Consider the following 25,403-nt stretch of genomic DNA (forward strand, 5'->3'; position numbering starts at 1 on the left):
AAGCAAATACTTAAAAACTCACACAAACATGTCAAGTCGCCATAGTATTCTTATTTTTTCTTGTCTCATAATCTTATTCACTTCTTCGTGTAAGCGCCAGAAAATTCATAAATCAAGCGATGATACTACCAATGTAGCAGTTAGCCCAACCGATGCGTCTAATAATGATGTTTCAACTACGCCTGCCAGCAAAGTAGATGTTACTCCGGCTGACATAGATTTTAAATTTTTGAAAATAAAATCAAAAGTCGATTTTTCGTCTGGTAGTGTAAAACAATCGTTTCCGGTACTTGTTCATATAGAAAAAGATAAAAAAATATGGCTCTCTATTGCTGTAGGCTTAGAAGCAGCTCGTGGCATAATTACACAAGATTCAATTATTTTCTTAGATAGGCTACATCGTAATTATTATAAGTTTGACTTTGCTACTTTAAGCCGACAGTTCAATTTTAATATTAATTATGACCTTGTACAGGCAATGCTAATTGGGAATATGCCTATAAAAAAACGAGAAAATGACCTTATCACTAAGGAGGAAAACAATTTTGTGATTAAGCAACAAGAAAGTACCGTGACAATCGAAAATATTATTGCTGAGCTCAATTTGAAGTTACAAAAACTACGAGCTGCTGATGCAACAGGCGGTAGCAAGATGGAAATTGACTACGGCAATTTTCTATCAATTAACAGTTTTTTGTTCCCGCAGGCAATTAATGCTAAGATTGATGCACCAAAAGATGATAAAAACAGCCAGACTTTAATAAATTTGCAGCATAATAAAATTGAGTTTCTAGACGAAAGCCCTGGTTTTTCGTTTAGCATTCCCAAGGGGTATTCACCTAAATAGTGTGGCTAAGCCAAAATCTAAACCAAATGCCATTGAAACGTGTAACATATTTTTTTCTTACTTGCTTTCTTTTCTGCTTACTGATAAACCAACAAGCGTTTGCACAACGCACACGCAAAACACGTGCCCAGTTAGAAAACGAGAAAAAGAGAAATCTGGAAAAAATTGCTGAAACTAAAAAGGCACTAGAAAGCGCAAGAGCAAAAAAAGAACTCACAGTTGGTAATATCAAGGCTATTAAAGAGCAAATCAACTCACAGGAAGAGCAGATTGGCTTAATGGAACAAGACATGGAGCTGATTGATGTTGAAATGAAAGACATTGTTGCTGCCAAAGATAACCTTGAAGACAAACTTCAACAGCTTCAACAAGAGTATGCAGCCATGCTTTATTCTGCATCAAAAGATAGTGGTAAATTAAATAAACTTAGCTTTTTGTTTTCGTCTTCTTCCTTCAATCAATTGCTGATGCGGTATAAATATCTGCAACAATATACCGAAAACCGCAAAGCACAGGTAGTACAAATGAATAAAGTAGCGGCGCTACTTCGTGAAAGACAAACTAATCTGGAAGGGAAAAAGTCTGATAAAAAACGGTTGATTACGGCCAAGGTAGTAGAGACCAAAAACCTTGAGCAACTCAAAACCCAACAGACCCAAATGGTGGGCGAGTTATCAAAAAAAGAAAAAGACCTCAGGCGTGAAATTGAAGCTACTAATCGCTCGGTTACTAAACTTGATAACTTGATTACTAATATTGTAGCGCGTGAAATTGCCAAGAAAAATAAAGAAAGAGAGTTAAAACAAGATAAAGAGGCTAAACTGGCTAAAACAAATCCTGCTAAAGCAAAGAGACCCAACAAAGCTATCATTGAACTTGATGCCGAAGAAACTACACTTGGCCGTTCGTTTGGCGCATCACGTGCACGCTTGCCTTGGCCTGTACAAAGAGGTTTCATTTCTGACCGATTTGGTGTAAAAGAGCATCCTGTACTTCATGGTGTACTAATCAATAACAATGGCATTGATATTCAGACTCCCTCAAATGCTACTGTTAGGGCGGTATATAATGGTGTTGTGAAAGATATAACCGAGATTCCGGGTCTGGGCAGAGTAGTTGCTGTACAGCATGGCGACTATTTTACTGTTTATGCTAATCTTAATCAGGTTTTTGCCTCAGTAGGGCAAAAAATAAATGCCAAAGAAACCATAGGCACAGCCGGGTCGTCAGGCGGTACAACCGAAATCAACTTCCAGATATGGCATAATACCGAAAGGCTGAACCCAGAAAAATGGCTTGTCCCAAGATAATACTTCAATTATTTATTCAATAAAATAAGCTTTGAGAATTAATACGGTAACAGAAATGTTAAAGTAGCAATCTTATACTCTTAATCATTCATTCACTCAATCGCTAATTTACTAATTATATATGTCTACCCATTCTGAAATAAAGCGTATAACCACCCATACTCTTCAGGAACTGAAACGCAAAGGAGAAAAAATAGCTTGTCTTACTTCTTATGACTACTCAATGGCAAAAATTGTTGATGGAGCCGGTGTAGAACTAATACTTGTTGGCGATTCTGCTTCGAACGTTATGGCAGGTCATGAAACCACTTTGCCTATCACCGTCGACAACATGATATACCATGCACAGGCTGTGGTAAAGGCGGTAAAAAGAGCTCTAGTAGTAGTAGACTTACCTTTTGGCTCATACCAAGGCAATTCAGAAGAAGCGCTGCGCTCGGCCATCAGAATCATGAAAGAGTCAGGCGGGCATGCCGTAAAAGTAGAAGGTGGAATAGAAATAAAAGAATCTATCGTTCGTATTCTGAGCGCAGGTATTCCTGTTATGGGGCATTTAGGGCTTACGCCACAATCAATCTATAAATTTGGTACTTATGCCGTTAGAGCTAAAGAAGAAGAAGAAGCCGAGCAATTGATAGAAAACGCTAAAATGCTTGATGAAGTAGGATGCTTCGGCATAGTACTAGAGAAAATTCCGGCCAATTTAGCCAAAAGAGTTACCGAAAGTGTTAGCATTCCAACTATTGGGATTGGTGCCGGCCCACATTGTGACGGGCAAATTCTGGTAGTACACGATATGCTAGGTATTAACAAAGAGTTCTCTCCTCGTTTCTTACGTAGGTACGCCGACCTGCATACCATCATGACAGAGGCGGTTGCTAATTATACAAAAGATGTGAAGTCATCTAACTTTCCTAACGAGAAAGAATCTTATTGAGTTTTGTGTTATTCATGTGGGGCGAACTTCCAGTTCGCCGTTATTATAAAGCATTTTCTACAAAATGCGAACTGGAAGTTCGCCCCACAATTTTACTACAACAACGCATCATACAAAATCTCAGCCGGATGCTTGGCAATGCGCCCTGTTCCGTCTTTTATCTGATGGCGGCAGCTTGTACCGGGTGCGGCAATAATTACATCTTCTGGTTGTTTTCTTACAGTCGGGAAAAGTACCAACTCTCCTATTTTCATTGATACATCATAATGCTCGGCTTCATAACCAAACGACCCCGCCATGCCACAACAACCTGATGGAATTAGGTGTACTTCATAATTAGCAGGTAAGGACAAACTCTTTTTACTTGGCGTAAGCGACGAAAGTGCCTTCTGATGGCAATGCCCGTGTAGTTTTATTAAGCGCTTTTCTGACGAAAAAGCCTCTTTGTTAATATTACCCCTATCAATTTCACGAGCAAACCATTCTTCAAAAATAAAAGTATTGCTGGCTATCTGCTGTGCTCCCTCTTGCAGATACTTAGGTACAAGCTCCAGATATTCATCTTTCAGTGTCAGAATTGCCGAAGGCTCTATACCAATAATAGGCGTTTCGTCTTTCACCAAATCTTTCAGCAAATTTACATTTTGCTCAGCAATGCTTTGCGCTTCACGAATCATACCTTTCGACAGGTACGTTCTCCCGCTTTCTACATGCTTCGGAATTATTACCTGATACCCCAGTTTTTGTAAAAGCAGAATCAGTTTTTTGCCGATTTCTACATCATTAAAGTCGGTAAATTCATCACAAAACAGATATACTTTTTTGCTTGAAGCAAAGTCTTTTACCTCCTTTGCGTTTTTGAACCAGCTTCGCAAAGTCTGGCTATGTAGCAAAGGCATGGTGCGGTCAGGGTGAAAACCCACAAGCCGATTGGCTATCCGACGGGTAAAATCAGTTTTGAAAATAAAGTTATATCCCCAAGGAGCTATACTTGCCAAACGCATTTGTTTAGTAAAGTTGCCTATCAGTTTCGAGCGGAAAGGTATGCCTTGCTTGTCGTAATATTGCTGTAAAAACTCTCCTTTCATCTTTGCAATATCAACACTTGATGGGCACTCTGATTTACAAGCTTTGCATGATAAACATAAATCCAGTATCTCTTTAGTTTCGTCCATACTTACAGTTCTGGCGTCGGCATTACTTGTTAGATACTGCCTTAATATATTAGCCCTTGCTCGAGTGGTATCTCTTTCGCTTCGGGTAGCCATATAACTTGGGCACATCGTGCCACCAGTAATTTCTGTTTTCCGGCAATCGCCCGAGCCACTGCATTTTTCTGCCAGACGCAAAAAACTTTCTTGCTTTGAGAAATCAAAAATTGTTTTTTGCACAGGAACAGCCTTATCGGCCTCGTAGCGCAAAAATTCATTCATTGGTGGCGTATCTACAATTTTTCCTTTATTAAATATGCCTTTAGGGTCAAAAATCTGCTTTACTCGCCTGAATAATTGATAGTTTTTGTCACCCATCATAAATGGGATAAACTCACCTCTCAAGCGGCCATCTCCATGCTCACCAGATAACGAACCGCCGTATTTTTTTACCAAAGCAGCCGTTTCGGCCAGAATAGTACGAAACAAAGCACGTCCCTCTGATGTTTTCAGATTCACCATAGGCTCAACGTGCAGTTCACCTGCTCCGGCGTGGGCATACATTGAGTATTGCACTTCATGCTTTTTCAGTAATGCTTCCAACTCGGCGATATAGGCAGGTAAATCTTCTACGTCTACCGCACAATCTTCTATCAGGTTTACAGGTTGCGTATCTCCGGGCAAATTTCTTAATAAGCCTAAGCCTCCCTTGCGCACATCCCATGCTTTTTTGGCATCATCTTTTAGCAAAAGCGGATAAGCATACCCTAACTGATTGGCTTTCAATTCTGCTATCAGATTGTCGGCTTTTTCTCTTAAATCAGCTTCTGTTTCGGCAAAAAACTCTACCATCAGAATCGCCTTTGGGCCACCTTCTATAAAGAATCTGTTTTTAGATTGCTCAATATTGGTTTTGGTAAATTCCATAATAAAATCATCTACCAACTCCGAGGCAGCGCATTTGTGCTTCAATGCAATCAGGTTTGCCAATAGGGCTTCGTGCAAACTAACGGTATGTACCGCTACCATGCCTACTTCGCTCGGTGGTAAATCGAGCAGTTTCAGTTTGGCTTCTGTTACAAAGCAAAGCGTTCCCTCCGACCCTGCTATCAGGCTACTCAAATTAAATAGCTTGCCCTCTTCAAACTTGTACATTTCCTCAATCACATCAAGGGCATAGCCTGTATTCCGGCGAGCAATGCTCTTTTTAGGGAATCCGTTTCTGATAGCCTCCTGGTTTTCCTGATTATCAATTAAAGCTATTAACTCTCGGTAAACCTCTCCTTCTTTTGTGTTTAGCTGGCATTTTGCTTTCAGTTCATTGGCATTTATCGGCCCAAAAACAACCTCGCTACCGTCTGATAATAGTGCTTTAACTTCAAGCAAATTATCTCTGGTTGCTCCCCATATAATAGAATGTAGGCCGCATGAATTGTTACCTATCATTCCGCCAATCATAGCACGGCTCGAAGTTGAGGTTTCCGGCCCAAACATCAAGCCATAAGGTTTTAGGTAAGCGTTAAGGTCGTCTCGAATTACGCCCGGCTGTACTCTTACCCATTTTTCTTCACGATTTACTTCTATGATACTCGTAAAGTTTTTCGAAATATCAACCACTAATCCTGTACCCACAACCTGCCCTGCCAAAGAAGTTCCGGCTGCACGTGGAATCAAGGTAAGCTCATTAGCATTAGCAAACTGTATCAGTTTTTTAATATCACGTATAATTTCAGGAAGTGCCACGGCAAGGGGCTTCTCCTGATAAACTGAGGCATCGGTTGCATATACAGTTCTCACAGCCTCGTCGGTAGTTGTATTTCTGAAGTATAATTCTCCCTCAAAATCTTTCAGCAATGACTCAAACATTGGGTTTTGTTTTTTTGATTTCAAATTTGAGGAAGAAAAGGCAGATTTGCTAAGTATCGAAAAAGAAATGCATTAAATAAACTTTAAAATTTCAGGATTCCCTCATTAAGCAAACAATTATTAACAATATTCCCCTACTTTTGTTGTTATTTAACTGTCATAAAAGCGTAAATTTGCAGCCTTAAAAATAGAAAACCTTAACAATCAATCAATTAAAGTTTGACAAAATGGCAGACTTGGCAAATTTGGAAAGGTATTTGACAGTAAGATTACACATACGCAATACGAAATTAAGAACTAGATATACAAATGTTAAATTTTTTAACCAAGGGGATTACACAGATTTTTGGCACAAAGTCTGATAAAGATAATAAGGAACTACAACCTTATGTAAAACTGACAAATGAAGAATTTGCCAAATTACAGAGTCTTACCAACGACGAGTTCCGTGCCAAAACAAAGGAACTACAAGATTACATTGCACAGAAACTTTCTCATATCGACGAGCAAATTAATCAACTGAAAGAAAACATTAATCAGAATCCTGATATGCAGGTTGATGAAAAAGAAGCGTCTTTCAGACAAATTGACTCGTTAAAACTTGATAGAAATAAAGAATTAGAAGTAGTGCTTCTTGAGATTTTACCAAAAGCATTTGCTATAGTAAAAGAAACAGCCCGCCGTTTCACTGAAAATACCGAAATAGTTGTTACTGCTTCTCACCTCGACCGTGAATTGGCCATGAAAAAAGGCCATATCAGAATTGAAGGCGATAAGGCCATCTGGCAAAACCAGTGGTTAGCAGCAGGTAATATGCTTACCTGGAACATGGTGCACTACGATGTACAGATTATAGGCGGTGCGGCGCTTCATAAAGGTAAAATTGCCGAGATGGCAACCGGTGAAGGTAAAACCCTTGTGGCTACTTTCCCTGCATTTTTGAATGCATTGGCTGGCAAAGGCGTACACATCGTAACGGTGAACGATTACCTTGCTCGTCGTGACTCTGAGTGGATGGGGCCTATTTTTGAATTTAACGGCATTACCTGCGACTGTATCGATAAACATCCTGCCAATTCGGCTGCACGTCGAGCTGCTTACCAAGCGGGTATCACTTATGGTACAAACAACGAATTTGGTTTTGACTACCTACGTGATAACATGGTAAACGACCCGGAAGAGCTTGTTCAACGTGAGCACCACTATGCAATGGTCGATGAGGTTGACTCAGTATTGGTTGATGATGCCCGTACTCCTTTAATTATCAGTGGGCCGATGTCTCGCACAGGTGATGAAGAATTATTTTTATCTCTGAAACCACGTATCCAACGCATTGTAGAGGCACAAAAGGCTTTAACTAATACATACCTTAACGAGGCTAAAAAGCTAATTGCTGCCGGAAACAAAAAAGAAGGTGGTTTGGCATTGTTCCGTGCCTTCCGTGGTTTACCAAAAAACAAACCATTGATTAAGTATTTGTCAGAACAAGGTATGAGACAAATATTGCACGAAACAGAAGCAACGTATCTGGCCGAAAACCAGAAGTTAATGCCTGAAGCCGATGCACCTTTGTTCTTTACAATTGAAGAAAAAAATAACTCAATTGAGCTTACAGATAAAGGTTTAGACTTTATTACAGGTGAGGGCGAAGACCACAACTTCTTCTTGATGCCTGACTTAGGTGTTGACCTGGCAGCTATCGAAAAATCTGATTTGCCAGAACAAGACAAAATCTTGAAAAAAGACGAAGTAATCCGGGATTACTCGTTAAAAGCCGAGCGTATTCATGCTGTAAACCAATTGTTAAAAGCCTATACTTTGTTCGAGAAAGACGTTGAGTATGTGGTATTAGACAATAAGGTAATGATTGTCGACGAGCAAACAGGTCGTATCATGGACGGCCGTCGTTGGTCAGATGGTTTACACCAAGCGGTTGAGGCTAAAGAAAACGTAAAAGTAGAAGACTCAACACAAACTTACGCTACTATTACCTTGCAGAACTACTTCCGTATGTACCACAAACTAGCAGGTATGACGGGTACAGCCGAAACAGAAGCAGGCGAGTTCTGGAAAATATATAAGCTAGATGTTGTTAGTATTCCTACTAACAGAACTGTTATCCGTAAAGACGAAGAAGATAAAGTTTATAAAACCGTACGTGAAAAATACAATGCTGTTGTTGATGAAATTGTGCAATTGGTAAGCATTGGCCGCCCAATATTAGTTGGTACAACTTCGGTAGAAAACTCAGAGATATTAAGTAGAATGCTTACGCTTCGTAAAATACCACATCAGGTATTGAATGCCAAGCAACACGCTCGTGAGGCCGACATTGTAGCAGAAGCCGGAAAACCTGGCACTGTTACCATTGCAACCAACATGGCTGGTCGTGGTACTGACATTAAGCTGACACCGGAAAGTAAAAATGCCGGAGGTTTGGCCATTATTGGTACCGAACGCCACGATTCTCGTCGTGTTGACCGTCAGTTGAGAGGTCGTGCTGGTCGTCAGGGCGACCCGGGAACTTCGCAATTCTTCGTTTCATTAGAAGACCAGTTAATGCGTTTGTTCGGTTCTGACCGTATCGCCAAAGTAATGGATAGAATGGGTATGGAAGAAGGCGAGGTGATTCAACACTCAATGATTACCAACTCTATTGAAAGAGCACAGAAGAAAGTAGAAGAAAACAACTTTGGTACTCGTAAGCGTTTGATTGAATATGATGACGTAATGAATATCCAACGTGATACTATCTACAAACGTCGTAAAAATGCCCTTTTTGGAGACAGATTATCGCTTGATATTGCCAATATCATGTATGATACCTGTAATGATATTGTGATGAACGCTGAGGGCAATTATGATGAGTTTGAGCTTCGTAGCATTCAGAAATTGGGTATCAAACCTGAAATTGAGCGCAACGAGTTCTCGAAAGGAAACAGCAAATTAGTAGACCGCCTTTACCAACAAGCCGAAAGAACATACAAAGCCAAAAATGAAGCCATTCGTAACAACATGGTTCCGGTATTATCTGATGTATTGAAAGACCGCCGTGCTTTGGTAGATGAGCCTTTCATTGCTATCATTGGTGATGGTACGCAAAACATTGGTTTGTATTGCAACCTGAAAAACGCCGTAGAAAGCGATGGTAGAGAGTTGATTAAAGAGATAGAAAAACATATTTCTTTAACTGTTATCGACCAGGAGTGGAAAGAACACCTACGTGATATGGACGACTTGAAACAATCGGTACAGAATGCCTCTTATGAGCAAAAAGACCCATTGTTAATCTATAAGTTTGAAGCCGTAGAGTTGTTTAAAAACTTCTTGAACAAGGTAAATGCCGATACTGTAAGTTTCTTGATGAAAGCCAATGTGGTAGAGTTAAGATTCCAGCAATTGGCGCCTCCAAAAGAAGAGAAACCGAAATTACAAACCAATAAAGCAAACGAAGAAGGTGGTAGCGGAGATTCAGGTTCAGCGCCTGTTACACCGGCACGCGCGCAGAAAATTGCTGACCGTAACCAACGTGTAAGTGTTCAGTACAAAGATGGTACTGTAAAACGTGAAGTGAAATACAAACACGTAGAAGAAGACGTAATCAGCGGTAAAGCTGTGTTGGTTGATTGATAGCTATTTTGTAAAATAGAATACTTAGGAAGTCGCTAAATTTTAGCGGCTTCTTTTGTTTTAAAGCATTAAATAGCTAAAAAACTGTATATTAGATACCCATTTAAGGTAAAACCACAATTCTCGCCAGCCAAGCAAAATGACGTACATCAAACACTATGAATCTCCGTTGGGAGCTCTTGAAATAATAGCAACTGATACCCATCTCACACACGTGCTTTTTCGGGAAGCGCAGAAAAAGCCTAGCCGCCAGTTGCAGGAAACGCCTGAAAATTCACCTATTATTGAAGAATGCATCAGGCAGTTTGACGCTTACTTTAAGGGCACACTCAAAGACTTTGATATACCATTGGCAGCACAAGGAACTGATTTCCAGAAAATGGTCTGGGAAAACCTCAAAGGCATTCCTTATGGCAAGACCATATCATACCTCCAATTGTCTCGTATCATTGGCAACGAAAAGGCTATCAGGGCCGTTGGCGTAGCTAATGGCAACAATCCACTCACAATTATTCTGCCATGCCATAGAGTAATAGGTTCTGACAAAAGTCTGGTTGGGTATGGTGGCGACTTATGGCGTAAAGAATGGCTGCTGCGCCACGAAGGCAGTTTACCTAAAGAAGAGCAGTTGAGTTTATTTTAATAAGTTTAGCAGTAAAGAGAGCAAAAACAAAAATAGCAGTAAAAAGCTGTCGAACAACCCTTTACTGCTATCAATATTGTTAATCGCTTAAAGCGAATTATTGCATACTAGCTACTGTTTTTTTGCTATCGTATGGCATCAATACAGTATCAACTACGTGCGTAATACCATTACTCTGATAAATATCTTTGGTAGTAACTGTGGCAGTCATACCATTTTCATCAGTAACTATCAGGTTATCGCCACTCATCGAAAATTTCAGTGTACCACCCTGCATAGTTTTTACTGAAAGCGTACCATTGTTGCCGTTGATACCGGCCATAATATCGTTAGAATCCCATTTACCATCAATCACATGGTATTTCAAAACCTTGGTTAAGGTTGCTTTAGATGGTGTAGCACCAATCTTCATAAATGCTTCGTTAGTAGGCGCAAAAACCGTATAAGGGCCTGGTCCTTGAAGCGTTGTTACCAAACCAGCCGACTTAATTGCTGATACAAGCTTTGTGTGGTCTTTAGATTCCATAATATTCGAAACCAAATTTTTATGAGAGCTCATTTCAGCACCACCAACCGTAACTTTCGTATCACTTGTTTCCTGCGCAAACGTCCCCAATGAAATCAAAGCAGACGCTAATAATAATGAGATAGTTTTCATGACTGTAAAATTTTTGTGAATACTTTATTTTTTAAGCAAAGTATGCTCGCAAATAATAGTAAAGAAACTGTTCCAGCATGATAAAATGGGTATTTTTAGCAGAAAAGCTGTAAAACGGCATTAAAATCACCAAAAAGTGTGTAGATTTTTTTCCCCTATAGCCTAAAAACAAGAAATAAGTATAAACAAGTCCGTTCGGCTAGCATAAAACAAAAGCCCCTATATCGGTAAGATATAAGGGCTTTATCATAAAAGTAGGTGTTCAAAATTTTGAACGCCTACTTGTTATATTCAATTAAACATATTCTCTACGTTGTTTGGCAGCATCTTGTGCTTTGCGTTTTTCAGCGGCAGCTTCCAATTCTGCTTTGTTACCAACGATGATGTTCTGGTATTTACGATTACCTGTTCCGGCAGGAATCAAGTGCCCTACGATAACGTTTTCTTTCAAACCTTCAAGCATATCACGCTTACCTCTTACAGCAGCTTCTGACAATACTTTAGTGGTTTCCTGGAACGATGCCGCAGAAATGAATGATTCAGTGCCTAACGAAGCAGTTGTGATACCTTGAAGCGTCGGACGAGATACGGCCGGCATAGCATCACGCACCTGGATTTGTGCTAAGTCAGCACGTTTCAAACGGCTGTTCTCATCACGCATCTCACGAGAGGTGATAATCTGACCCGGTTTGAATTTATCCGAAGCACCTGCATCCATTACCACTTTTTTATCCATAATCTTGTCGTTAGCCAAACGTACCACCCATTTGTCAACCATTTGGTATTCAAGGAATAATGTATCTCCTGAATCAACGATTTCAACTTTTTGCATCATCTGGCGTACAATCACCTCGATGTGTTTGTCTGAAATCTTCACCCCTTGTTGGCGATAAACGGCTTGTACCTCGTTTACTAAGTATTCTTGTACGGCGGTAGGCCCTTTGATTCGTAGAATATCGGCTGGTGTAATGGCACCGTCTGATAGAGGGTCACCTGCTAAAACGAAATCACCATCTTGTACCAGAATCAATTTTGATAGAGGTACCATGTATTTCAATTTAACACCGTCTTTTGCTTCTACGAAAATCTCACGATTACCACGTTTTACCGAACCATATTGTGTGATACCATCAATTTCAGATACAACCGCAGGATTCGACGGGTTACGAGCCTCAAATAACTCGGTTACACGAGGCAAACCACCCGTAATGTCACGGTTCATGTTGATGGCACGAGGGATTTTTGCTAATGCCTGACCTGCTTTAATCTTCTGACCATTTTCAACAGTCAGACGAGCCATTACAGGTAAGTTATACGCTTTATCTTCTTCGCCACCAGGTACTCTTACAATGATAGCAGGGTTTTTCGAACGGTCTTTCGACTCGATGATTACCTTATCACGGAAACCAGTTTGCTCATCGGCCTCTTCTTTATACGTGATGTTTTCTTCGATAGCTTCGTACTCGATAGTACCATCTAACTCAGAAAGGATAACGGCGTTGAATTGGTCCCAATGACAAAGAGAATCTCCTTTTTTCACAACATCACCATTTTTCACCTCTAAAGTAGCACCATAAGGTACGTTATTGGTAATAAGGATATTGTTTGTACCTTCTTCAAGGATACGAATCTCACCACGACGACCCAACACGATAGTAATCTCGTTACCTTCACGGTCAACCGATGGTACAGTACGCAACTCTTCAAGTTGGACAACACCACCAAACTTAGCTTTGATGCTCGCATCAGAAGCAACGTTTTGGGCAGTACCCCCTGTGTGGAATGTACGAAGTGTAAGCTGTGTACCAGGCTCACCAATTGATTGTGAGGCAATTACACCCACGGCTTCACCCATGTCAGCCATGCGGCCTGTTGCAAGGTTACGTCCGTAACATTTTGAACAAACACCTGTTTGAGTTTCGCAAGTTAATGCAGAGCGGATCTCTACAGTTTCAATAGCTGTTTCATCTATCTGAGCAGCAATTTCTTCTGTGATTTCTTCACCTGATTTGATAATCAGTTGTTTCGTAAGTGGGTCAATAATATCATAAACTGATGTACGACCCAAAATACGCTCTGATAGAGGCTCAACTATATCTTCATTGTCTTTCAAAGCAGATACTTGAATACCACGTAGCGTACCGCAATCTTCTTCGTTTACTACTACGTCTTGAGCAACGTCATGTAAACGACGAGTAAGATAACCCGCATCGGCAGTTTTCAAGGCTGTATCGGCCAAACCTTTACGAGCACCGTGTGTAGAAATAAAGTACTCTAGTACGTCAAGACCTTCTTTGAAGTTAGACAAGATTGGGTTTTCGATGATTTCACCAACCGAACCTTGAATATTTTTCTGTGGTTTCGCCATCAATCCACGCATACCGCCCAACTGACGCACCTGCTCTTGCGAACCACGTGCACCCGAGTGCATCATCATGTAGATTGGGTTGAAACCGCCTTGATCGGCTTCTAATTGTTTCAATAGTACCTCACGAATACGGGTGTTTACACGGCCCCAGATGTCGATAATCTGGTTGTAACGCTCACGCTCTGTGATAATACCAAACATATAGTTATTCTGAACTTCTTCAACCTCTGCTTTCGCATCGGTGATTAGTTTTGTTTTTTCCGGCGGAACGATGATGTTATCCAAACCGATAGACAAACCACCTCTAAAGGCCGTCTGGTATCCTAGTTCTTTGATATCATCAAGGAATTTCGCAGTACGGGCATATCCGGCTTCTTTGAATACACGACCAATCAACTGTTGAAGTTTTTTCTTAGTCAATAATTCGTCAAGATAACCTACTTCTTCAGGCACACATTGGTTGAAAAGAATACGACCAGCTACTGTATCAACTACTTTATCAACTAATTGACCATTTTCGTCTTTTACTTTTACACGGCATTTAATGTAGGCATGTTTTGAAACTTTACCCTCATTCATACCAATGATTACTTCTTCTGCAGAGTAGAAAGTCATTCCATCACCCAAAACAGGAAGTTCCGGAGTCGATTTACGTCCTTTAGTTACGTAATAAAGACCCAATACCATGTCCTGAGAAGGTACAGTAATAGGTGCACCGTTGGCAGGGTTAAGGATATTATGAGAAGCAAGCATCAAGATAGATGCCTCCATGATAGCCTCTTGCCCTAGTGGTACGTGTACCGCCATCTGGTCACCGTCAAAGTCGGCGTTGAAGGCCGTACAAACCAACGGGTGTAACTGGATAGCTTTACCCTCAACCAATTTAGGTTGGAATGCCTGAATACCCAAGCGGTGAAGCGTAGGGGCACGGTTTAGAAGAACAGGGTGTCCTTTCAAAACATTTTCAAGAATATCCCAAACTACGGCGTCTTTTCTGTCAACTATTTTCTTAGCAGATTTTACTGTTTTCACGATTCCACGCTCAATCAGTTTTCTGATAATAAATGGTTTAAACAACTCAGCAGCCATATCTTTAGGCAAACCACACTCGTGTAGTTTTAACTCAGGGCCTACAACGATTACCGAACGACCAGAGTAGTCAACACGTTTACCTAATAAGTTTTGGCGGAAACGGCCTTGTTTACCTTTCAACATATCTGAAAGGGATTTCAAAGCACGGTTACCTTCTGAACGAACAGCGTTTACTTTACGTGAGTTGTCGAACAATGAATCGACAGCCTCTTGTAACATACGTTTTTCGTTACGTAAGATTACCTCAGGCGCTTTGATTTCCAACAAACGTTTCAAACGGTTGTTACGGATAATCACACGACGGTAAAGGTCGTTCAAGTCAGAAGTTGCGAAACGACCACCATCTAGCGGTACAAGCGGACGCAATTCTGGTGGAATAACCGGAACCATGCGGATAACCATCCACTCAGGTTTGTTTTCGATACGTGTGTTGGCATCACGCAAAGCCTCTACTACTTTCAAACGTTTCAAAGCTTCAGCTTTACGTTGTTGAGAAGTATCAGTTGCCGCAGCGTGGCGTAAATCGTAAGATAACTCATCTAGTTTGATACGAGAAAGCATCATTTCTAATGCCTCTGCACCCATTTTGGCGATAAATTTATTCGGGTCTTTATCGTCAAGCATCTGGTTTTCTCTTGGCAGTTTATCAACAATGTCAAGATACTCTTCTTCTGTAAGGAAGTCGTTAGCCGAGATACCGTCTTCGCCTTTGATACCAGGTTGAACAACCACGTATCGTTCGTAGTAAATAATTTGGTCGAGTTTCTTCGACGACATTCCTAACAAATACCCGATTTTGTTTGGTAAACTACGGAAATACCAGATATGTGCAACCGGCACAACTAATTCGATGTGCCCCATGCGCTCGCGACGTACCTTTTTCTCGGTTACTTCAACCCCGCAACGGTCGCAGATAATACCTTTGTAGCGAATACGTTTGTATTTACCACAGTGGCATTCCCAGTCTTTCACAGGTCCGAAAATACGCTCACAAAACAAACCGCCCATCTCTGGTTTGTAGGTACGGTAGTTGATCGTCTCCGGTTGTGTTACTTCTCCAAACGAGCTCTCCAGGATTGACTCCGGTGAAGCCAAACTAATGGTGATGCTGTTGAAGTCGCTATTAAGTTTTTTATTTTTCTTTAAAGACATTTTCAAGTATGATTGATGTGAAAATGATTTTTTAAAATCTTGGCGTGTCTCAATTTCTCAATCAAGACACGCCTATTGTTTTTGCTTATTGCAAGGTAATCTCTAATGCTAAACCTCTTAGCTCGTGTACTAATACGTTGAACGACTCAGGGATATTAGCTTTTGGTAGGTTTTCGCCTTTTACGATGGCTTCGTATGCTTTCGCACGGCCCACCACGTCATCAGACTTAACCGTCAGGATTTCTTGTAGAATATGCGATGCACCGAATGCTTCTAGTGCCCACACCTCCATCTCTCCGAAACGCTGACCACCAAATTGTGCTTTACCACCAAGTGGCTGTTGCGTAATAAGTGAGTATGGTCCGATCGAACGGGCGTGCATTTTATCATCAACCAAGTGGCCCAGTTTCATCATATACATGATACCTACGGTTACTTTTTGGTCGAATGGCTCACCAGTTAATCCGTTGTATAGTTGCGAACGACCAAACGGTGGTAATCCTGCTTCTGCCAACTCTGCTGATACTTCTGCTTCAGTAGCACCATCAAAGATTGGTGTAGCATATTTACGACCTAATTTACGACCTGCTAAACCTAATACAACCTCATAAAGCTGTCCGATGTTCATACGAGAAGGTACCCCAAGTGGATTCAATACGATATCCATTGTTGTTCCGTCTGCTAAGAATGGCATGTCTTCATCGCGTACAATACGGGCAACAACCCCTTTGTTTCCGTGACGACCCGCCATTTTATCACCTACTTTTAGTTTACGTTTTTTAGCAATATATACTTTCGCCAATTTCACGATACCTGCAGGTAGTTCGTCTCCAACTTCTAATACAAAACGCTCACGTTTGAAACGACCGATTACTTCGCTACGACGAGCCAGATAGTTTTTACATAGTGCAACTATCAGTTTGTTAAGCGCAAGGTCTTCTGTCCAACCATCCAGAATCACATCACCTAAAAGGTTTACTTCTTCTGGTACGTTATATTGGCTTTCGTCAACATAATTGTTTTTATCCGGGAATAAGTTGTTGGTAATATTCGAACGGTTGAATTTCACGCCTTTCGATATCAACTCATCACCAAATTTATGTTTCACACCCACAGTAGTTTTGCCATCTAGCAATTCTACCATTTTATCAAGCATTCTTTCACGCAATTCAAGTAAGGCTCTGCTGTGTTTTTTCATCAAAGCTTTAAGCTCGTCTTTGTGTTTCGAACGCTCTTCTTTACTAGGGCGAGAGAATAATTTTGTATCAATAATCACACCGTCCATTGATGGTGGTGCTTTTTTCGAAGCATCTTTCACGTCGCCGGCTTTGTCACCAAAGATCGCACGTAATAGTTTTTCTTCCGGTGTTGGGTCTGACTCACCTTTTGGTGTAATCTTACCAATCAGAATATCTCCTTCTTTTACTCGTGTACCAGTGCGTACGATACCGTTTTCGTCAAGGTTCTTAACAGTTTCTTCCGAAACGTTCGGAATCTCAGCCGTTAATTCTTCTTCACCACGTTTGGTATCACGTACTTCAAGTTCGTACTCTTCAATGTGGATAGAAGTGAAAATATCTTCACGTACTACTCTTTCAGATATTACGATTGCATCCTCAAAGTTGTATCCTTGCCAAGGCATGAAGGCAACCACAAGGTTACGGCCTAGTGCAAGTTCTCCACCTTGTGTTGCATAACCTTCTACCAGAATCTGTCCTTTTTTCACTTCCTGTCCTTTCAATACAATCGGACGGATGTTGATACAAGTATCCTGGTTGGTACGGCGGTGTTTGATTAGCTCATAAGTAGTAAGGTTTGTATCGAAACTAACCAAAGATTGCTCTTTTGTCCAGTTATAACGAACCTTAATTACGTTAGCATCAACAAACTCAATTACACCATCTTCTTCTGCTACTACAAGGGTACGAGAGTCACGAGCCAGACGGCCTTCAAGACCTGTACCTACAATCGGAGCTTCAGGGCGTAACAATGGTACGGCCTGGCGTTGCATGTTAGAGCCCATCAAGGCACGGTTGGCATCATCGTGTTCAATGAAAGGAATCAACGAAGCTGCTACCGATACAATCTGGTTTGAGGCAATATCCATGTAGTCGATTGAATCTGGCGTTTTCATCGGGAAGTCCCCTTCATAACGACATTTCAATGTATCTACCAAGAAATTACCATCTTTATCTACGTCTGCCGTTGCCATGGCAATATTTTTACCATCTTCTTCTTCGGCAGTAAGATATACAAGCTCTTTGGTTAGTTTACCATCTTCAATTTTCAGATATGGCGTTTCAATAAAGCCCATACCATTGATTTTGGCATACGTACAAAGTGATGAAATCAAACCAATGTTTGGTCCCTCTGGTGTTTCGATCGTACACAAACGGCCATAGTGGGTATAGTGAACGTCACGAACCTCGAAACCTGCACGCTCACGGCTCAAACCTCCTGGTCCAAGGGCTGACATACGACGTTTGTGCGTAATCTCGGCCAATGGGTTGGTTTGGTCCATAAACTGTGATAGCTGGTTAGTACCAAAGAATGAGTTAATAACCGACGAAAGCGTACGGGCATTAATCAAATCAACTGGTTTGAAATCTTCATTATCACGAACGTTCATACGTTCTTTGATAGTACGGGCCATACGAGCCAACCCTACGCCAAACTGAGCGTATAATTGCTCGCCTACGGTACGCACACGACGATTTGACAAGTGGTCGATATCATCGACTACTGCCTTTGAGTTGATAAGGCTGATTAAGAACTTAACGATTTCAACAATATCTTCAGTGGTTAATACCCCTGTTTCTAATGGTGTTGTTAGCGCAAGTTTTGTATTTACACGGTAGCGACCTACTTCTCCTAAATCATAACGTTTGTCAGAGAAGAACAAACCTTGAATAATCTCACGGGCTGTTGCTTCGTCAGGTGCTTCGGTGTTACGTAGCTGGCGATAGATTTGCTCAACCGCCTCTTTTTCAGAGTTTGAGCTATCGCGTTGTAATGTATTATAGATAATGTTAAATTCAGATACGTTGGCATCTTCACGGTGTAAGATCACCGATTTTTGCTCTGTATTCAAAATTGTAGTAATATCTCCTTCCGAAATAATAGAGTCACGCTCTAAGATTACCTCGTTACGGTCAATTGATACAACCTCACCTGTATCTTCATCTACGAAGTCCTCAGTCCATGTTCTAAGAACACGTGCAGCCAGACGACGACCGATAGCTTTTGTTAAAGCTTCTTTAGTGCCCGGAATTTCTTCTGAAAGACCAAACAGGTTAAGGATTTCTTTATCAGAACCAAAACCAATGGCACGAAGCAACGTAGTTACAGGGAATTTTTTCTTACGGTCGATGTAAGCATACATCACGTTGTTAACGTCGGTCGAGAACTCAATCCATGAACCCTTCATCGGGATTACACGTGCAGAGTATAACTTTGTACCGTTTGTATGCTTGCTCATAGAGAAGAATACACCCGGCGAACGGTGTAATTGTGATACAATAACACGCTCGGCACCATTGATAACGAAAGAACCTCTTTCGTTCATATAAGGAATATTACCTAAGAATACCTCCTGCTCGATGGTCTCGAAATCTTCGTTGTCGGCGTCGTTACAAATCAAACGTAATTTGGCTTTTAAAGGCACAGCATACGTCAGACCTCTGTCAATACACTCATCAACTGAGTATTTTGGTGGGTCAATTGTGTAATCAACAAACTCCAACACATAGTTCTCGCGAGAATCGGCGATTGGGAAGTTTTCAGCAAACACATTGAAAAGCCCTTCTTTTTTGCGGCTTTCGGCTGGTGTGTCAATCTGGAAGAAATCCTGGAACGATCTCACTTGCACATCTAGAAAATCTGGATAATCTACAGATGGGTGAACCGTTGCAAAACTTTTTCTACCGTTTACTGTCAGACTCAAGGCTTTGAAAGTTTTAAGTTTATAATTTTTTTTAAACAAGCTGTTAAATTAAAGCGACAAGCGGGCTCGTACTCCTGAACAAAGAGCCAATTTACTTATGCTAACAAACAAGCTGAAAATATATATTTCGTAGTGAAGAAGATAATTGGCCCTGTGCAACCGCCCTACGGAAAACGTGTTGTGTATCGGACAAAAATCTCATAATGATAAGCGTTGTTAAAGAGAGTATCGCTAAATAAGGTGCGAAATTATATAATAACAACTTAAAAAACAAATATTTATTGTAGAAATGTGTAGATTGTTTGAAATATTTTTGTATTATGCTGATTTCAAATCTATTTCCATTGTTTAGAGAAGCCAGTAAATGATTTGTGGCGCGAACTTTTAGTTCGCAGTAAACACACAAAACACCCTCCATCTGCGCCGAACTGGAAGTTCGCGCCACAAATATCCACCTTTCCATTTCTTCATCCCACAAAAAAGCCTGACCTTTGTGTTTTTTAAGATAGAGATACCAGAATAGTATGAAATACCATAGAGTATTGGTTGAAGCCATTGTATATGCCCTTCAACAGGTTTTTGTAGAAAACCGACAGGCCGACAAAGTAATTGAATATGTGTTGAAATCGAATAAGAAATGGGGTAGCCGTGATAGAGCCTTCATTGCTGAAAATACCTACGAGATTGTGCGCTGGTGGCGACTATTGAAATTTGTAACGCAACTTTCGGATACCACTGTGAGCGAGGAAGCACAATTCTGGCAATTGTTTGCGGCATGGCGAATTTTGCAGGGCGATAAACTACCAGTGTGGCAGGAGTTTGCGAAAATCAACGAAAAACAGATTTTAGCCCGCTTTGAAGAAGCACAGCAAATCAGAAAGATAAAGGAATCAGTACCCGACTGGATGGATAGCATCGGTGAGCAGGAACTAGGCGAAGAATGGAATGCAGAACTACAAGCCATGAACAAACAGGCTCCGGTAGTATTGCGTACCAATACTCTCAAAACCAATCCGGCTGATTTACGCCGTAAGTTTCAAGAGATAGGTATTGAAACCGACACGGTAAGTGATGTTACTGATGCCTTGGTTTTACAGAAAAGAGCCAACGTTTTCTCGACCGAAGCCTTTAAAAATGGTCTTTTTGAAGTACAAGATGCCGGAAGCCAGTTGATTGCCCCTTTTCTGGAAGTACAGCCCGGTATGCGAGTAATAGATGCCTGCGCTGGTGCAGGAGGGAAAACCCTCCACTTAGCAACGCTTATGGAAAACAAAGGGCGCATTATTGCTATGGATGTAGAAGATTACAAACTACAAGAACTACAAAGACGAGCCCGCCGCAATGGCATTGGTAATGTAGAAACTAAGTTGATAGAAGCCAAGACCATTAAAAGACTAAAAGAAAGCGCCGACCGCCTACTTTTAGATGTACCTTGCTCGGGCTTAGGTGTACTAAGACGCAACCCCGATGCTAAATGGAAACTCAAACCGGAATTTCTGGAGAATATCAAAAAAACACAAAGCGAGATTATTACCAATTATTCAAAAATGCTGAAACATGGCGGGAAAATGGTATATGCTACATGTAGTATTTTGCCCTCAGAGAGTGAGGAACAAGTAAAGAAGTTTCTTGTGCAGAATACGGAATATAAGTTAATAAAAGAGCAGCGTACTTCGCCTGCTACTGATGGGTTTGATGGCTTTTATATGGCGTTGATTGAACGAAAATAATGGCAATACCATTTGCTAAATGCCTATAAACAATGAAGAGTAGCACCGAAATGCTACTCTTTTTGTTTGGGATTTTTCTTAATCATCACAATCGCCAACTCTCCCAATATCGTTAATTATATACTTTTCTTTTTAGATGCGGCATTTTTGCCTGTACTTAGCAATTGCTCAATTTCTGTATATCCTAAAATTGATTTTACTACCTTGCCATTGTTAGGATCAATGAAAAACAATGTCGGATACCCTTTTACTTCGTAGATACTCGACAATCTCATACCTTCGTCGCTTTCCATGTCAATGGCAGCATTTACAAAATTCTGGTTGAAAAATTCGCCTAATTGTTTATCAGGAAATACTCTTGCCTGAAGCATTTTACACGGGCCACACCAAGTTGTGTAGGCATCCATAAAAATAAGTTTTTTCTCTGCCTTAGCTTTTTTTATGATTTCTTTCCAGGAAGTTTTCTCTTCAAATTTGATTCCTGTTGAGGCGTGTTGCGCAAAGGTTGACAAACTAAATAATAGCCCAAGGGTAGCAAGCAATAATTTTTTATTCATCAGTATTAAAGATTTGAAATTTTATACAAGATTAACGATAAAAACCTGACATTTAGTTTCTCGGCTTGAAAAAAAGCAGAATTTATTGTAAATAAGCCCCTCATATATCAAGTTTTGTTTCAAGATATGCTACTATTCTCTGAAATTTAGCCTATCTGTATGTTAGTAATTCTATTAAATGCTGCTATAAATACTTTTTCAATCTTGGCATTCCGTATTGATAATAGCAAGCGTTTTTGTTAATATTGTATATTATGATTTTGACTCGCTTTCAACAAGAATCTACAATTGTGGGAATACAATTAATGAAGGAATGAGATATTTAATAATTCTAGTTTTCATTGGCTTGCTTACAGGGTGTGAGCATCCAGGTCCAGTAACCAGAGATATAGAAATAGACGCATCTAGAGATACTACTATTATTGTATGGAAAAGAGGTTATGCTGATGGAGCCATTCTTAAAGTTACTGGAAATATTAATGCCGATGCTTTGGTTCGTATGCGACATCCTAATGAGCAAGATTATGGACTATATAAAGATATTCACTTATCAAAAGGCGACAATGATTGCAAACAAGGTTTAGGTGACCTTTATGGCTCTAGTTTCCATATAATCTATTACCATCAAAATGTTAGTAAAGGGAAGCTAAAATTAAATGTCAAGTTCTAATCAATGCTGATGATTAGGACTATGGCAAGCTCTTTTGTGCCAGTACCAGTTAAGGCCCGATGCTATCTGTTAAAAACTATAAGCTTTCTATGAGAAACAAATACTTACTTTTGCTATTAACTTTGACAAGCTGCCAAAATTCCACACAATCCTTTAACATAAATGCTGGTAGAGATACTACAATTAGCATAAAGAGAAAAAGTTCTTACACAACTCAAATGAGAGTTATTATCAAAGGAGAAATCCAAAATAATTGTATTATAATTCTTAAAGAAGGGAAACGCCCGGATAGCCTGGTCTTAAAACGTGTCTATGTCTTAGAAAGCGGAATTGTAAACGATACTCTTGGAAGTTCTGATATATATGCTGACTGGGGCGATATAATCTTCAAGCATCAGAATAATACTAAAGGCTCTCTAAAACTTGACATCAAGTTCTAATCAATGCTGATGATTAGGGCTATGGCAAGCTCTTTTGTGCCAGTACCAGTTAAGGCCGTATGCCGAGGCCATTAATAAGCCACCTGTTACGTTGAAGAACATTTCATAAGTATGAGATACAAAGAAAATACCTAAAACATTGAAGATTAAGGCTACTACAAGCAATCTAAGCGGTGTAGAATTATGATGATTCTTGTAATCTTTTCTTAACAAGTAAATAGCCAAACCCGCACTAACCGCAATGAGAAGAATTTCAGAACGCTCGCTGATGGCATTTTTACCCAAATAAGGCAACGAAGTAAGTATAAATGGCATTGCAAGACAATGAATTGTGCAAAGTATAGATAGCCACAGACCTACTTTATTGAGATTATGATAATGAGTGAATATTTTTCGCATAAATAATGAAAAATTGTGTCACCGAAACAATGACACAAAGATACAACAATTATGCAACATCATTGCAATTGTTTTAGTTCATTCTGCAAAATATACTTGCAAGCCTTATGGCTGCACACCTAACTTTATCAGGTTATTACGCGCATCAACGTAGTTTGGGTTACGTTTCATTACCTCTTTCAAATCTTTTATTGCTCCTTCAGTATCACCCAGACTATAACGCGCCACGGCTCTATCGTTATAAGCAGTATCGACCGACATGCCCAAATCTATCATGCGGGTATAATCATTATAAGCTTCTTTAAACTTATTGGCTTTCAGGTTAGCAAAAGCACGCATACCAAGGTAAGCGGTTTTGTTTTCACCCATATCCATTGCCGTTGTGAAATCGCTGGCTGCTTGCTCAAAATTACCTGCATCACGGTTAGCTATACCACGGTTATAATAAGCAATGAATTTGCGATGCTCCGGCGATTTATCGATGCTCTTCTGATAAAAATCCAAAGCCTTTTTATAATCTCCTTTCAGGTAATAGGCATTAGCCAATGCACCATTTAAAGCATAAGAATCTACCCCTTTCGAAAGCGCATATTCGCCATAAAGCAGTACGTTATTAATCTCACCCGAGCGGCCGTAATGGTTAGCAAGGTTCTCATTTACAACCGGCGATGTTGGCTCATATTTGTAAGAATTGGCAAATAAAGTACCCGTGTCTTTGTAGGTGAGTGTTTGCTTATAGGTAAGGTACATAAAAATAAGTGCTACAATGGCACTTCCTCCCAGTATCAGATTCTTGGCTTGTACCTTCTGATTCAGCACATAAAATACCACAAATAGTCCTCCGAAATATGGAATATAAGCATAACGCTCAGCTAGAATAGCTCCCCCTACCGATAAGAACTGTAATACCAAAAGTATGGTAAAAAAGAAAAAGAAAATACCAAAGAAAACGGCTTTCTGGCGTTTATAAGCCAACACACCTAAACCAAGAATAATAAAGGCCCAGATAGGTGCTGTAACAAACTGAATGGCATTATACTGGTCGGTAGCCGGATACCCATAGAAATTATGCTGATTGATAGGCACAAACATTTTAAAGATATAAACCAGAAAACCATAAAAACCGAACTTCAGTTTTGTACCCATTGTAAACACATTGGCAATGGCTACATCGGCTGTCATTTTTTCGATTCTTCCGCCTAAATTACCACCACCTTGTATATGCACAGCTAAAGCACCAATCAACAAAGCAACGATGAAGAACGGTAGTTTTGAAGTAATATTTTTAACTGTAATAAAGCCTCTATCGAACCAATAATCTATCAGCAATAAAACCAAAGGTAATACCACCGCCATGGCTTTTGATAAGCAAGAGAGCACAAAGAAAACAAAACAATAGATATAGAATTTGCGCTGGTTTTGCTCTAAATATTTTACATAATGAATACAAGCCAAGAAGAAAAACAAAGTGTATAGCACGTCTTTGCGCTCTGCTATCCACGTAACCGACTCGACGTGCATTGGGTGAATACCCCAGAAAAGCGCCACCAGAAAACTCACCAGTATATTATCTTTGGTTAGTTGACGGGTAAACTTGAAAATAAGCAAAGTATTGGCTAAATGTATAAGCGTATTCACTACTATAAACGACGCTGCTCCTTTACCAAATAAAGCCGAATTGAGCCATAAACTTGCCATTGTAACCGGATGGTAGTTCAGGGCGCTTTCAACACCTAATAGACGAATCAGGTTGGCAAAAGTAGGGTTTTGTACCATGATGTTATCGGTAACATACATGTTATCATCCCACAACACAAAATCATTTGAGAATCCGGCCCAGAACGAAATTAAAACTGCTACGCCAATAATGATAGATGCTACAACGGGATTTAATGAAAAACTGTTATCTGCCGACTGATTGGGAAGTGTAGCTGCTACTGATTTTGGTTTTGTTGCTTGGGGAGGAGTGCTTTGATTAGGTCTTTGTTTATTTTTAGCCATAATTAATAC

General features: G+C 40.2%; 15 protein-coding genes. 8 read left to right on the forward strand and 7 right to left on the reverse strand.

The window, feature by feature from the left end; all coding sequences use genetic code 11:
- The first annotated feature begins 28 nt into the window (after positions 1-28).
- From lolB1 to panB, 3 genes are all read left to right on the forward strand, one after another.
- Positions 29-847 carry a lipoprotein insertase outer membrane protein LolB1 gene (gene lolB1, locus WAE64_RS07210; protein ID WP_340235578.1) on the forward strand — a complete coding sequence of 273 codons (819 nt, stop codon included), beginning with the start codon at positions 29-31 and terminating at the stop codon, positions 845-847.
- A 32-nt stretch (positions 848-879) separates the two neighbouring features.
- Positions 880-2,157, forward strand: a complete 1,278-nt coding sequence (locus tag WAE64_RS07215; RefSeq protein ID WP_340235579.1) for a murein hydrolase activator EnvC family protein — start codon at positions 880-882, stop codon at positions 2,155-2,157.
- A gap of 121 nt (positions 2,158-2,278) precedes the next feature.
- The gene (panB, locus tag WAE64_RS07220) at positions 2,279-3,094 is read left to right on the forward strand and encodes a 3-methyl-2-oxobutanoate hydroxymethyltransferase (RefSeq protein ID WP_340235580.1); all 816 of its coding nucleotides are present in this window, start codon (positions 2,279-2,281) and stop codon (positions 3,092-3,094) included.
- 95 nt (positions 3,095-3,189) lie between these two features.
- Here panB and WAE64_RS07225 read toward each other — a convergent pair whose 3' ends face one another.
- Positions 3,190-6,111, reverse strand: a complete 2,922-nt coding sequence (locus WAE64_RS07225; protein WP_340235581.1) for an FAD-binding and (Fe-S)-binding domain-containing protein — start codon at positions 6,109-6,111, stop codon at positions 3,190-3,192.
- A gap of 309 nt (positions 6,112-6,420) precedes the next feature.
- On the opposite strand from WAE64_RS07225, the gene secA reads away from it, so the two are divergent.
- Together secA and WAE64_RS07235 are read left to right on the forward strand one after the other, a co-directional pair.
- Positions 6,421-9,741, forward strand: coding sequence for a preprotein translocase subunit SecA (secA, locus tag WAE64_RS07230; RefSeq protein ID WP_340235582.1), 3,321 nt, complete (start codon positions 6,421-6,423; stop codon positions 9,739-9,741).
- 139 nt (positions 9,742-9,880) lie between these two features.
- Positions 9,881-10,384 (forward strand): methylated-DNA--[protein]-cysteine S-methyltransferase, encoded by a 504-nt coding sequence (locus WAE64_RS07235; RefSeq protein WP_340235583.1) that lies wholly within the window; start codon positions 9,881-9,883, stop codon positions 10,382-10,384.
- Positions 10,385-10,481: 97 nt separating this feature from the next.
- Here the strand turns inward: WAE64_RS07235 and WAE64_RS07240 are convergent, their stop codons facing one another.
- The 3 genes from WAE64_RS07240 to rpoB form a co-directional block, all read right to left on the reverse strand.
- Positions 10,482-11,042 carry a fasciclin domain-containing protein gene (locus tag WAE64_RS07240; protein WP_340235584.1) on the reverse strand — a complete coding sequence of 187 codons (561 nt, stop codon included), beginning with the start codon at positions 11,040-11,042 and terminating at the stop codon, positions 10,482-10,484.
- 295 nt (positions 11,043-11,337) lie between these two features.
- The gene (rpoC, locus tag WAE64_RS07245; protein WP_340235585.1) at positions 11,338-15,654 is read right to left on the reverse strand and encodes a DNA-directed RNA polymerase subunit beta'; all 4,317 of its coding nucleotides are present in this window, start codon (positions 15,652-15,654) and stop codon (positions 11,338-11,340) included.
- Positions 15,655-15,739: 85 nt separating this feature from the next.
- Positions 15,740-19,597: a DNA-directed RNA polymerase subunit beta gene (gene rpoB, locus WAE64_RS07250; protein WP_379976617.1), complete on the reverse strand. Its 3,858-nt coding sequence runs from the start codon at positions 19,595-19,597 to the stop codon at positions 15,740-15,742.
- A gap of 524 nt (positions 19,598-20,121) precedes the next feature.
- Here rpoB and WAE64_RS07255 point away from each other — a divergent pair.
- Positions 20,122-21,327: an RsmB/NOP family class I SAM-dependent RNA methyltransferase gene (locus tag WAE64_RS07255; protein ID WP_340235587.1), complete on the forward strand. Its 1,206-nt coding sequence runs from the start codon at positions 20,122-20,124 to the stop codon at positions 21,325-21,327.
- 116 nt (positions 21,328-21,443) lie between these two features.
- Here the strand turns inward: WAE64_RS07255 and WAE64_RS07260 are convergent, their stop codons facing one another.
- Positions 21,444-21,884, reverse strand: coding sequence for a thioredoxin family protein (locus WAE64_RS07260; RefSeq protein ID WP_340235588.1), 441 nt, complete (start codon positions 21,882-21,884; stop codon positions 21,444-21,446).
- Between the two features lie 313 nt (positions 21,885-22,197).
- Here WAE64_RS07260 and WAE64_RS07265 point away from each other — a divergent pair, with 313 nt between their 5' ends.
- Positions 22,198-22,554 carry a hypothetical protein gene (locus tag WAE64_RS07265; protein ID WP_340235589.1) on the forward strand — a complete coding sequence of 119 codons (357 nt, stop codon included), beginning with the start codon at positions 22,198-22,200 and terminating at the stop codon, positions 22,552-22,554.
- Between the two features lie 89 nt (positions 22,555-22,643).
- Positions 22,644-22,994 carry a hypothetical protein gene (locus WAE64_RS07270; RefSeq protein WP_340235590.1) on the forward strand — a complete coding sequence of 117 codons (351 nt, stop codon included), beginning with the start codon at positions 22,644-22,646 and terminating at the stop codon, positions 22,992-22,994.
- Here the strand turns inward: WAE64_RS07270 and WAE64_RS07275 are convergent, their stop codons facing one another.
- On the reverse strand, positions 22,995-23,393 hold the full coding sequence (locus tag WAE64_RS07275; RefSeq protein ID WP_340235591.1) for a MerC domain-containing protein: 399 nt from the start codon (positions 23,391-23,393) through the stop codon (positions 22,995-22,997).
- 105 nt (positions 23,394-23,498) lie between these two features.
- Positions 23,499-25,394: a tetratricopeptide repeat protein gene (locus tag WAE64_RS07280; protein WP_340235592.1), complete on the reverse strand. Its 1,896-nt coding sequence runs from the start codon at positions 25,392-25,394 to the stop codon at positions 23,499-23,501.
- Positions 25,395-25,403 lie beyond the last annotated feature (9 nt).

Source organism: Emticicia soli (assembly GCF_037860775.1).
In the GTDB taxonomy this organism is placed as follows: Bacteria; Bacteroidota; Bacteroidia; order Cytophagales; family Spirosomataceae; genus Emticicia; species Emticicia soli.